Origin of the sequence: Campylobacter sp. RM10537, assembly GCF_022369435.1 — a bacterium.
Classification (GTDB): Bacteria; Campylobacterota; Campylobacteria; order Campylobacterales; family Campylobacteraceae; genus Campylobacter_D; species Campylobacter_D molothri.
Map to the genome: position 1 here is coordinate 697,035 of NZ_CP059597.1, position 12,313 is coordinate 709,347.

The window sequence follows — 12,313 nt, forward strand, 5'->3', positions numbered from 1 at the left end:
TCTCCTTTACTTTAAATCCATTCTGCCGCAGACGGCTTCGTTTATGAGTGTGGTTTTGTATTCTTTTATGAGTTCGATTTGCTTTTTGATTTTTGTTATAAGAGAGTCGATTTTTTCGCATTTTTCATCTAAGAAATTTGCGATTTGCTCTTGCTCTTTTAATGGTGGGATAGGAATTTTGATATCTTTTAAATTTGAAGCATATATATGAACTATAATTTCCCCTTTAGAGTCAATACCTTTTAAAGATTTAACATATTTTGTATTTAACGCATAAGAAAGAAATAAAGCATTATTTTTCTTTTGTCTAAAAATAATCACATCTCCACCCGCAAATGCTTTTTCTTTGCCTAGATAAACAATATTTTTTCCTATATCTTCTTTAGTTTCCCCTGAACCGGCAAAAAGAATATCTCCATTATGTATAGATGTTATATTTTGTGCTGTTTCTGTAGAAATTCTAGATTTTAAAGCTGTGGTGCTGATTTCATACTTTGTATAAATATCTCCATAATGAATAGCAGGCTCCCCATCTTCGATTAAATCTTGTCGTGATATTCCATTTCCTTTAAGAAATATTCCAAAATTTGCAAGTCTAACCATTTCCCAATGTTCTGGAATTTCGCCAAGCCATTCTATACCGCTGTTTTTTAATTTTACATTTTTATCAAGCCCTTTGGTGATGGTTTCATTTATCAAGGCTTGTTTTTGTTCTTGCAAAAGCGAGAGGAGTTTTTCTTTTTTCTCTATAAAATTTTGGATTTTTTCGCATTTTTCATCCAAGAAATTTGCGATTTGCTCTTGCTCTTTTAATGGCGGAAGTATTAATGGAATATCTAAAAGATGTTCTTGTCTTAAATTAATTCTCGTAAAACCACTGCAATTGGATAGAAAATATCTCTTATAAGTTAAGCTGATGAAAATATAATTTAAAAATAAGGGATAAGCCGATTTTTCAACCCTAAATCCCTTGCAAAAAGTATTTAAATAAACTTCTTTATCATCTAAATAAATAGCGGTTTTTCCGATATCATCAAATGTTTCGCTAGTCTGTAGAAATAAAATATCATTTTTCAATACTTTATTTTGAGTTTCCAAATCACCTATGCTTACATATTCCATTTTATTTGAATCAATTATTATATTATTGCATACATTTGTAAAAGTGATATAAGGCTTAAATCCTTTTTGATATTCTCGATTAAAATCTTTGGCAGTTTTGCCCGTAAGTCCTCCAAAAATATATCCTACATAACGTAATCTTTTTATCTCCCAATGTTCTGGAATTTCGCCAAGCCATTCTATGCCGCTATTTTTTAAATTTTTCATTGCATGATCTCGCCTAAAAGTTCCTGAACTTCTTTTTCTAAGGCTCTTAGTTCGTTGTCTATCTCGTCCAAACTTCTTGGTGGTGTGTAGGTGTAAAAATATTTGTTAAAAAGTATTTCATACCCTACGCTTGCACTTTCCCAAGCGATCCAAGAATTTTTTACATAAGGTTTTACTTCATTTTCATAATACTCGCGTATATCTTGCTTGAGTGGAATTTTTTCTGTATTGTTGGTTTTATCGTTATCTATAAGACAATTTTCTTCACTTTTTTTGAGTTTTACGCCTAGAAATTTTATAAATTCTTCTTTACTTTCAAATTCTTTAGGATTTTTTTCCAATTCTTTTAATTTTTCTAAAATTTTGTCTTTATCTTTAAGTTTTGCAAATCTTTCATCAAGCTCTAAATTTTCGATACTTTTTGGCTTTTCTATAGTGATTTTAGTATAACCAAATTCGATATTGTCTAAAATTTTGCTGTCTTCATTGCTGATGTTTTCCAAAAATAATTCAGTGATTTTTTCTAAGTGTTCTTTTGTCATCTCATTTTGTTTTGAACCCAAAGATTTTTTCATCTTAGAATAATACTTTTGGCTTGTTGCGTTGATAAGCTGAATTTTACCTCTTTTGTGTTTTGGTTTTTTATTGGCAAGGATCCAAATAAAAGTCGGAATTCCTGTATTGTAAAACATATTTGTAGGTAGTGCGATTATAGCCTCTAGATAATCATTTTCAATGATATGTTTTCTAATGGCCACCATACCGCTATCAGAATTAAAAAGCGAGCTACCATTATGCACACTAGCGATACGTGAACCTATAGAAGTATCAAATTTCATTTTGCTAAGCATATTTAGCAAAAACATCATTTGCCCATCACTTTTGCTTGTGATACCTACGCTAAATCTAGGATCATCGCAAATTGAATTTGAGCCTTTCTTTTCAACCCTTAGAATTTTTTGATCGTTTTCCCAAGATTTTCCATAAGGTGGATTGGTCAGCATAAAATCAAATTTTGTCTCTTTGTGCTGATCATCGCTTAAGGTTGAGCCGTATTTGATATTGTTAGGATCTTCGCCTTTTATCAGCATATCGGCTTTACATATGGCGTAAGTTTCTGGGTTGATCTCTTGTCCATAGAGATAAATTTTTGCTTTAGATTGTATGAGGCCTTGAGGATCTGTGATGAATTCTTTTGATTCGGTTAGCATTCCACCACTTCCGCAGGCATTGTCATAGATGAGAAAAATCTTATCTGGTTTGTTGATTTGTTCTTTTACGGGTAAAAATACAAGATGTGTCATAAGATCTATAATTTCTCTTGGGGTAAAGTGCTCCCCTGCTTCTTCGTTGTTTTCTTCGTTAAATTTACGAATGAGTTCTTCAAAAACATATCCCATACCAAGGTTACTTAAGCCTTCTTGTATAACATTGCCTTTGCTATCTAGTATAGGTGCTATGGATAAATTTATCTTAGGCGAGCAAAATCTTTCTATAACACCAAAAAGAATATTGGCATTTTCCAATCTATCTAGCTGATTTTTAAATTCAAATTTGGAAATGATATCTTTGATATTTTCACTAAAGCCATCAAGGTAATTTTCAAAATTTACTCTTATATTTTTAGGATCATTTAAAAGAGTTTGCAAGGTAAATTTAGAATAATTATAAAAGCCTAAGCCATTGCCTGTGCTCATACCTAAAAAATCAAAACTATCTATTTTATCTTTAAATTGCTCGTAAAGATCTAAAATCTTATCTTTTGTAGGCTCTAAAATCACATCCACTCTTCTTAAAACAGTCATAGGCAAGATAATATCGCGATATTTTCCCTTAACATAAACATCGCGAAGCAAATCGTCTGCTACTCCCCATATGAAATTTATGATTGGTTGAAAACGAGCTGTATCCATAAAATTCCCTTAAAAATAAAAAGAATTATAGGAAAATTTTGCTAAAAGTCATTTAAAAAATATTTGAATTTTAAAGGCCAAGCTAAAAAATAGCTTGGCGTGAAGATATAAAGAAGATTATTCTACTTCAGCATCGATAACATCATCGTCTTTTTTCTTTTTATCGTTAGCTTGTGCATCATCTTTTTTATACATATTTTCAGCTAATTTGTGAGAAACTTCGCTTAAAGCTTTCATTTTGCTTTCGATTTCTTCTTTGCTTGAATTTTCATTTTTTAAAGTCTCTCTTAGATCATCTAAAGCTTTTTGTATATTTGCTTTTTCATCTTCTGGAACTTTTTCTCCAAGCTCATTTAAAGATTTTTCAACTTGATGCGCTAAGCTATCTGCTGCATTTCTTGCATCTACAGCTTCTTTACGTTTTTTATCTTCTTCTTTGTGAAGTTCTGCATCTTTTACCATTTTTTCGATTTCTTCTTCACTTAGACCGCTTGAACCTGTGATTTTAATCTCTTGTGCTTTACCTGTTGCTTTATCTTTAGCAGAAACGGTTAAAATACCATTTGCATCGATATCAAAAGTTACTTCAATTTGTGGCATACCGCGTGGTGCTGGCGGAATTCCTTCAAGATTGAAATTTCCTAAAGATTTATTGTCACGGCTGAATTCTCTTTCACCTTGTAAAACATTGATAGTTACGGCACTTTGATTATCTTCTGCAGTTGAGAAAACTTGCTCTTTTTTGGTTGGGATGGTTGTGCCTTTTTCTATGATCTTAGTCATCACACCACCTAAAGTTTCAATACCTAAAGAAAGTGGAGTTACATCAAGTAAAAGCACGTCTTTAACATCACCTTTTATAACTGCACCTTGGATAGCTGCACCAATAGCCACAACTTCATCAGGATTTACAGATTTGTTAAGATCTTTTCCAAAAGCTTTTTTAACTTCTTCTTGGACTAAAGGAACGCGAGTAGATCCCCCTACCATAACGATTTCTTTAATTTCATCTTTTTTAAGTCCCGCATCATCAACTACTTCATTAATTTTAGCAATAGTTTCAGCTACTAAACTTTCTATCATGCTTTCAAATTTGGCTCTAGTGATAGTTTTTGTTAAGTGTTTTGGACCACTTGCATCAGCTGTAATAAATGGTAAGTTAATGTTAGTTTCATTAGCTGAGCTAAGTTCTTTTTTAGCATTTTCAGCTGCTTCTTTTAAACGTTGTAAAGCCATTACATCATTTTTAAGATCGATTCCTGTTTCATTTTTAAATTCACTTGCAAGAAAATCGATTAATTTATTATCAAAATCATCTCCACCTAAGAAAGCATTACCACCAGTTGATAAAACTTCGACTACATTATCGCCTGTTTCAAGTACGGTAACATCAAATGTACCACCACCCAAATCATAAACAACGATTTTTTCGCTATCTTTTTTATCAAGTCCATATGCTAAAGCTGCGGCTGTTGGTTCATTGATAATCCTTAAAACGTTAAGCCCTGCGATGGTTCCAGCTTCTTTAGTTGCCTTTCTTTGCGCATCATTAAAATAAGCAGGAACAGTGATAACTGCATCCACTACAGTTTCGCCCAAGAAAGCTTCAGCATCTTCTTTTAACTTCATCAAAACCTTTGCTGAAATTTCTTGTGGAGTATAAATTTTTCCTGCAATTTCAATTGCACAAGCTCCATTTCTTTCAGTAATATGATAAGGAAGTCTGCTTTTAGCTTCTTTAGCTGCTTCTTCGTTGATCATCAAACCCATAATTCTTTTAATAGAATATATAGTTTTTTCAGGATTGGTTACAGCTTGACGCTTTGCACTATCTCCAACTAAAATTTCACCCTTGTCAGTAAAAGCCACTACTGAAGGAGTTGTGTTTTTACCTTCTTTATTTGGAATTACTTTATTTTCTCCGCGTTCATAAACAGAAACACAAGAATTAGTTGTTCCTAAATCTATACCTATAACTTTACTCATTTTTTATCCTTTCGATTATAATTTATTTTGCTACACTTACTTTTGTTGGGCGTATCACGCGATCGTTAATTTTATATCCTTTTTGTAAAACTTGCACGATACTTCCGCTTTCATGATCCGCACTATCTACATGAAACATTGCTTCGTGTAAATTTGGATCAAAGTCTTTTAATTCTTCTATGGTTTTAATACCATTTTTTTCAAGTTTTTTAACAAACAAATCTAAAGTATTTTGCACTCCTTCTTTGATTTTTAAACTAATTTCATCTTTTGCTTCAACATTTAAAGCCGCCTCTAAAGCATCTAAAACATCAAGCAAATCTTTCGCAAAGCCTTCATTAGCATAAAGCATTGCGGTAACTTTTTCTTTTTCCATTCTTTTTTTGATATTTTCAAATTCAGCGTTTGCACGCATATATCTATCTTTTAATTCATCGAATTCTTTTTGCAATTTATCTTGTTCATTTTCTTCATTGCATGTATTTTCTTCTTGCAAATTTTCGCATTCTTGTGAATTTTCATTTTCGACTTCTTGCTTTTGTTCGCTCACGCTGCCTCCTTTATTTGTTTTAATATTTTTTTATAATCAGTATAAACACTACCTGCTAAGATAATATTTACATCTTCGCCCAAAAATTGCCCATCTACTTTAAGCCCCATAAATCCTTCTTTAAACAAAGGTTCAAATTCTAAGCTATCTTTGAAATAATGGTGCACACCGCAATCTAAGAGCTTAACAAATTCATCGTTTTGATAAATTTGATAAGCTCTTTCCTCATTGCTTCTATAATAAATCAAATTTTGTCTTAAACAAGTTATTTTATCTACAAGCTCCATAAAAGAAACTCTTAAAGCTATATTTTCTATGCTAAAAAGATCAAAACCGATTAAGGTTTTTAAAAATTCCCAAGCTTCTTTGGTGTATTTTAATACAAGTTCTTCATCTTCAAAATCCAAAATTATAAATTTAGCATTGAGATTAAAAATTTCTTTTAAGATTAAATTTCTACCTCCATAGACCAAGCAATAAATTTCAAATTCTTTGCTTAATTCTTTTAAAAAAACCTCATTAGTAATCTTAATAAGATTTTCATTTTGTTTTTCTTTCCAATAATTTTGCCAATAATTTTGCATTGTTAAAACAGTTGGAATTCTACCGCTACTTATATGAAGTTGAGTGATCAATCCTTCATCGCTCAATCTTTTCAAATAAACGCGTATAGTTGATGCTGGAATGCATAAATTTAAATTAAGTTCGCTAGAACCTATAGGAACATTATCTAATAAATAAGTTTCGATAATAGAATCTAAAATCAAATCTTTTTTATCGTGATTTTTCATAACTTCCTTCCTTTAAAATTAGCACTCTCTTTTTTAATTGCTAAGGTTATTATACAACTTTGAGTGTTATTTTGTCAAGTATATATGTAAAAAAATTTACTTAATTTAATTTAGTCTATATAACTAAAGTTTTATGAGTTAATATTATACAATATATTTTATTAACTTATATAAAGACACATTGAAAATATAAAAAATTCAATGTGTTATAAATTTATGGGGATTAAATTTGCATAAAAAGTTTGATATCTTTGTATTCTATTTTTTCTTGATCAAGTAAAAGTTCTGATAGTTTTAAAATTTTTTCTTTCATAGGACTTAAGAATTCATCCACTTCTTTTTTATATTCATCCAAATTAGCCTGTTCTATCATATCAAAATTAACCATATATTCTAGTAATTCTTTGATTTTTAAAAAGTCATTTTGTGAGTTTGTGTAGCTTTCATTGTAGATTAAATTCATAGCTCTAGAACCAGCTAAATAAACCTTGATACGATTAATAAGTTCAGATTTTGATCTAATATTTTTTTCATATTCTTTAAAGCGATCTTCAATAAGAGTAAATTTTTCAAATCCTATATCAAAATAATACGCACTTAAAGCTTTAGCGGCTTGATAAGTAGCTTGAATTTTCTTTTCTTCGTCATTAAAAGTTAAAATTTTCTTTTTACCTATAAGCACTTTATTAAGCACAGCATAAAAATCATTTTCTTCAACCAAAGTGCTATTTCTTCGTAAGGCATTAATTGCCGCTTCATTAACTAAAGTTTCAAGCCCTGCTCCGCTAAAACCAACGCTTGCTTTAGCAATTTTATTTAAATCAACATTGTTATTTTTATCTTTCATATAAATTTTTAAAATTCTAAGTCTATCTCTAAAATCAGGCAAAGATAAAAAAATTCTTCTATCAAAACGTCCTGAACGCAATAAAGCTGGATCCATAAGCTCTATTTTATTTGTAGCTGCTATAACGATAACGCCATTATTGTCTTCAAAACCATCCATTTGAGTTAAAAGCTGATTTAAAGTGCTATCTCTTTCAACATTTGACATTTCGCCTCTTGCTTTTCCTACTGCATCAATTTCATCAATAAAAATAATACTTGGCGCCATCATCTTAGCTTTAGAAAAAAGCTCTCTAACTCTTTTAGCACCCATCCCAACATAAATTTCTACAAAACTAGAGCCACTTTGATAAAAAAACGGAACCCCAGCTTCTCCTGCAACAGCTTTAGCTATGAGAGTTTTTCCTACTCCTGGGGGTCCAACCATCAAAACTCCTTTAGGCATTTTTACGCCAAATTCTTTATATTTTTTAGAATTTTGCAAAAAATCTACCAATTCGCTTAATTCCATTTTTACTTCATCAACGCCTGCAACATCTTTAAAGGTTATATTTGAAATTACGGGCTTGATATTAGAACTCTCTAATTGAGTATTTTGACTTAAATTGGATGCTTTATTTGTAGAAATTGGATATTTGGCAATTTCTTTTTTTTTCAAAAAAGAAAAGATTAGAAAAAATAAAATAATTAAAATAATAAAAATACTTATTATCCATAAAGTATTATCTTTTTTTATCTCAACTGGAACTTTAGTTAAAAGGGTTTTTAGATCTATTCCATCTTTAATAACTGCATAATTTCCTTCTTTGGTTTTTAACAAAACTTCTTCACTATTTATAATAGCTTTTTGGATTAAATTTTGACTTAAAAGACTTTGGTAAAGACTTTCATCAATATATTTTGGTTCATTTTTAATATATAAAATTCCAAAAAGAACACATAAAATCAAAAAAGATATTAGTATGATTTTTTTATTTTTCATTTCTTAGCCTTGTAAATTTGAAAAATTATATTTTTCTTGTATTTCATATCGGTCTATTAATAACCATTCTTTAGCTATATCACGATCGCTTTTTATTTTTATTTTATTAAAAAATTGGTCATAGCCCTCAAAAAGACCATCTTTTTGAGTTTCGACTAAAATTTCAAGTGGAGCTTTATTTTTCTTTCTAAATTCATAATTATTTTTTTCTACAATATCTTTTAAAAGATTTAATCTTTCTTTGGCCACATCCCCACTCACAAGATCTTCTTTCATGGTAGCTGAGTGAGTATTATTTCTAGGACTAAAAATAAAAGCGTGTATATGAGTGAGTGGAAAATTTTTAAAATGATTTAAAGCTTCACTCCATATATATTCGCTTTCCCCAGGATGCCCTACGATAAAATCAGTCCCTAAAGCAAAACCCTTACTTGCTATATGGTCAAAAAGTTTTAAATCATTATCAGTATGCGAACGCCTTCTCATAATACGTAGCATTTTTTCACTGGTATGTTGTAAAGCAATATGCAAATGTTTTTCAATCCAAGCTTCATTTAAAATTTCTAAAAAACTTTCATCAATTTGTGCAGGCTCTAAGCTACCAAGTCTTATACGCTTTATACCTGAAATTTTTCCCATTTTTTGTAAAAGTTTTCCTAAGGTTGTACCATTTTTTATACCATAAGATCCTATATTAGTCCCTGTTAAAACGATCTCAGAATAACCATTTTGTGCAAGAATTTCTACTTGTTTTAAAAGATCTTTTTCTTCTACGCTTCTTGATTTACCTCTTACACTAGGAATAATACAATATGAACATGCAAAATCGCATCCTTCTTGAATTTTAACAAAAGCTTTAGTGTGATTTTCATACTCACAAACTATATCTTTATCTATAAAATTTAAATTTCCGAGCTCATAAAAACTTGTTTTTGCACTTAAAAATTCATTGATTTTATCTTTATTTGACGCTCCTAGTACGCCAAAAATTTGCTTTTGTTCTAAAAGCTCTTTTCCTTTACTTACAGCCCCGCATCCTGTAAGTATAACTTTAATCCCCTGTTTTTTCATGGTATTAATATATGATTTTATTCCGCTATCAGCTCCATTTGTAACCGTACAGGAATTTACAACTACAATTTGTGCTTCTTTTTCATCATTGGTAATTTCAAAATCTTTCACATAGCGTTTCAAAAGCTCTGTATCATAAATATTTGTTCTACAGCCAAAGGTTTTAAAAAAAACTTTTTCTTTCAATCTTTATTCCTTTATGGGAAAATTTTTAATTTTATGATTTAAATCCATTTTATCTAAATACAAATTTTGTGCTGGATAAGCGATTTTTATATCTCTATGTTTTTTAAATTCTTTAATAATTTCTTTACTAATTGTACTTCTAAGCACTAAGGCTGCATAAGAACTCGTCATATACCAAGCAGAAATTCTCATCCCCCAATGTTCAAAAAATACAAAAAACCTAGGATCTACCTTAGGATTTTTAATACTATATTCATCTTGCAAACGATGCATGTTTTTTCTTGCAAGTTCTGTGTATTTTTTTGAGTGATGAGTTACGATTTTTTCCACTATTTCTTGTGCTTTTTCGATATTGCTATCAAAACTGATATTAATATCAATACCATCAAGAATAGTTTTCATGCCATGATGAGTATAATTAGCCAATAAATTTGTAAAAACGTAATTATTTGGTATAAAGATAATACGACCACTGCGACGATTTTTCATGTAAGTTTCTAATGTAAGTTCTTCATAAAGAGTGATTCTTAAAAAAGAAATATCTATGATATCACCCACGTAAGTAGTATCATTTTGAAAAACTTTAATACGATCTCCTACTCTAAAACTACCTCCAAAAACGATTACACACCATCCAAGCATAGACATAAACATATCTTTCATAGCAATTGCCAAACCTGCAGAAGCAAAACCTAATATCGTTACGAGATAGCTTATATTTTCTATGTAAGCAAAAAGTACAATAAGCAAAATAATATTGATATTAATAAAATTAATAATTTTGGTTGCTGTATAATATCTTTCATTATCTTTGATGTATTTTTTAGCAATATATTTAAGCAAAAACGAAACAGCAATAACAAAAACAATAAAAATAAGAATATTAATTGCTTTTAATGTTTGAAGTTTAATTTCAGAACTAACTCTTGAAATTTCTTCATCAATTTTTTTTTCATATACAGAATAAGAAGTACTGATAAAATTTAAAATTTGTTTAAATTCTTTTAATTTTTGATCAGATTGTTTTAAAGCTTGTATATTTTTAGGATCTGGATCAAAATCAACCAATTCTTTAAGTTCTAAATTCTTTTCTTTAATCCTATCAACTAAATTTTTAAATTCATTGAACTTAGATAGATATTCTTCTTTTTCTCCTCTTATTTTTTTAATATGAGAAAAAGCTCCAATTATAGCTAAAGGATTGGTAAGCTTTGGTAAAACTTCAACATGATTTGGAGCACTAAGAATTTGAGCAAAATTTAAATCTTTATATTCTTTTAACAAATTAAGCTGTTCTTTTAGATTATTGATTTTGCGTTTTATCTCTTCTTGTGTAAGAATATCTGTAGTTTTTTTAAGATCCAAATTTAAGACAAGAATTTCATCGTTAATATTTTGATATTTCATAAAATTTTCATATCTTATATTCCAAATACTTGCATTAATAATCGTATTTAAAGTATCAATTTTTTCTTGGATGCTCTTAGAAATAGTGCGATTAGTATCCGCAAAGGCTGTGATAAAAAATAAAGCCAAAATAATAATTTTTTTCATGAAAATTCTTTTAAAGTTTTAATGATAATTTTTAAATCAATATTATCTTTAATCAAACCCTTACCTAAAGAGTCAGGAAGAATGAAATTTAATTTTTGATTGGAATTTTTTTTATCCATAAAAAAAGCTTCATAAAAAGCATTGATATTATCGATTTTATAATGTGTCGGTAGATTAAATTTTTTTAAAATTCTTTCGATTCTGTGGCATTCTTTTTCGCTTAAAAGTTCTAAATTTAAAGCTAAACGATTTGCCATATTCATACCTATAGCAACAGCTTCACCATGTAAATATACACTATATTGAGTTAAATTTTCTATCACATGGGCAAAGGTATGACCATAATTTAAAAGCATCCTAAGATGATTTTCTTTTTCATCTTGTTCCACCACTTTAGCTTTAAGTTCTATGCTTTTAGCAATGATTTTAGAAAAAATTTCATTTTCACATCTTGCATTTAAAAAAGATTTTTCATCTATACTTTCTATAAAATCGAGTAAATTTTTATCAAATATAACTGCCATCTTAATGAATTCTGCTATACCAGCAGATAATTCTTTTTCGCCTAAAGTTTTTAAAAATTCACTCTCACAATACACAGCTTTTGGCTGATAAAAAGTTCCTATAAGATTTTTTCCAAAAGAATTATTGATTCCAGTTTTTCCACCAACAGCAGCATCAATACAAGCTAAAAGCGTCGTTGGGATATTAATAAAATCAATACCTCTTTTATAAATACTTGATACAAATCCTCCTATATCGCTAATTACTCCGCCACCAAAACTTATTAGAATGCTTTTTCTATCGAGCTTAGAATTAAACATTTGATTTAAAATTTCTTCTACAGTATTTAAATTTTTATACTCTTCTCCATCTTTTATTGTAGCAATAAAAATTTCTTTAGCTTTAATTTTATTTAATAATTTTTTTAGATGAAGTCCTGAAATTTTAGGATTTGAAAGTATAAAAACTTTAGTATCAAATTCTAAATTTTCTAACTCATCAATATAAACTTTATACGCATTTTCTTTTAAATTAACTTTTATTTGCATTTTTTCACTTTTTTGTTTTATTCTTTATAAATTTATTTTATCAAATTAGGACT

Annotated in this window: 9 protein-coding genes; all 9 read right to left on the reverse strand. The window is 29.2% G+C overall.

From position 1 onward, the window contains the following. Positions 1 to 6: 6 nt before the first annotated feature. On the reverse strand, positions 7 to 1,329 hold the full coding sequence (locus CMOL_RS03515; RefSeq protein ID WP_239820705.1) for a restriction endonuclease subunit S: 1,323 nt from the start codon (positions 1,327 to 1,329) through the stop codon (positions 7 to 9). Then, entirely contained in the window at positions 1,326 to 3,242 is a 1,917-nt protein-coding gene (locus CMOL_RS03520) for an N-6 DNA methylase (RefSeq protein ID WP_239820706.1), read from the reverse strand. The genes CMOL_RS03515 and CMOL_RS03520 overlap by 4 nt, the downstream gene beginning before the upstream one ends. A gap of 117 nt (positions 3,243 to 3,359) precedes the next feature. Then, positions 3,360 to 5,228 carry a molecular chaperone DnaK gene (gene dnaK / locus CMOL_RS03525; RefSeq protein ID WP_200283514.1) on the reverse strand — a complete coding sequence of 623 codons (1,869 nt, stop codon included), beginning with the start codon at positions 5,226 to 5,228 and terminating at the stop codon, positions 3,360 to 3,362. Between the two features lie 22 nt (positions 5,229 to 5,250). Next, entirely contained in the window at positions 5,251 to 5,778 is a 528-nt protein-coding gene (gene grpE, locus CMOL_RS03530) for a nucleotide exchange factor GrpE (protein ID WP_200283495.1), read from the reverse strand. Continuing rightward, a complete protein-coding gene (locus tag CMOL_RS03535) occupies positions 5,775 to 6,569 on the reverse strand; it encodes an HrcA family transcriptional regulator (RefSeq protein WP_200283492.1) in 795 nt (264 codons plus the stop codon). Before CMOL_RS03535 ends, grpE begins: the two co-directional genes overlap by 4 nt. Before the next feature lie 223 nt (positions 6,570 to 6,792). Further along, positions 6,793 to 8,397: an AAA family ATPase gene (locus CMOL_RS03540; protein WP_200283490.1), complete on the reverse strand. Its 1,605-nt coding sequence runs from the start codon at positions 8,395 to 8,397 to the stop codon at positions 6,793 to 6,795. A gap of 3 nt (positions 8,398 to 8,400) precedes the next feature. Next, positions 8,401 to 9,654, reverse strand: a complete 1,254-nt coding sequence (gene mtaB, locus CMOL_RS03545; protein ID WP_200283486.1) for a tRNA (N(6)-L-threonylcarbamoyladenosine(37)-C(2))-methylthiotransferase MtaB — start codon at positions 9,652 to 9,654, stop codon at positions 8,401 to 8,403. A 3-nt stretch (positions 9,655 to 9,657) separates the two neighbouring features. Next, the gene (locus tag CMOL_RS03550) at positions 9,658 to 11,208 is read right to left on the reverse strand and encodes a mechanosensitive ion channel domain-containing protein (RefSeq protein ID WP_239820707.1); all 1,551 of its coding nucleotides are present in this window, start codon (positions 11,206 to 11,208) and stop codon (positions 9,658 to 9,660) included. Then, complete coding sequence (gene aroB, locus CMOL_RS03555; protein ID WP_239820708.1) at positions 11,205 to 12,260, reverse strand: 3-dehydroquinate synthase; 1,056 nt, start codon at positions 12,258 to 12,260, stop codon at positions 11,205 to 11,207. The genes CMOL_RS03550 and aroB overlap by 4 nt, the downstream gene beginning before the upstream one ends. Positions 12,261 to 12,313: the final 53 nt, after the last annotated feature.

Coding starts and splice junctions, on each gene's coding strand:
- CMOL_RS03535 (WP_200283492.1), bottom strand. CDS start 6,569: ATGAAAAATCACGATAAAAAAGATTTGATTTTAGATTCTATTATCGAA.
- aroB (WP_239820708.1), bottom strand. CDS start 12,260: ATGCAAATAAAAGTTAATTTAAAAGAAAATGCGTATAAAGTTTATATT.
- CMOL_RS03515 (WP_239820705.1), bottom strand. CDS start 1,329: ATGAAAAATTTAAAAAATAGCGGCATAGAATGGCTTGGCGAAATTCCA.
- dnaK (WP_200283514.1), bottom strand. CDS start 5,228: ATGAGTAAAGTTATAGGTATAGATTTAGGAACAACTAATTCTTGTGTT.
- CMOL_RS03550 (WP_239820707.1), bottom strand. CDS start 11,208: ATGAAAAAAATTATTATTTTGGCTTTATTTTTTATCACAGCCTTTGCG.
- CMOL_RS03540 (WP_200283490.1), bottom strand. CDS start 8,397: ATGAAAAATAAAAAAATCATACTAATATCTTTTTTGATTTTATGTGTT.
- CMOL_RS03520 (WP_239820706.1), bottom strand. CDS start 3,242: ATGGATACAGCTCGTTTTCAACCAATCATAAATTTCATATGGGGAGTA.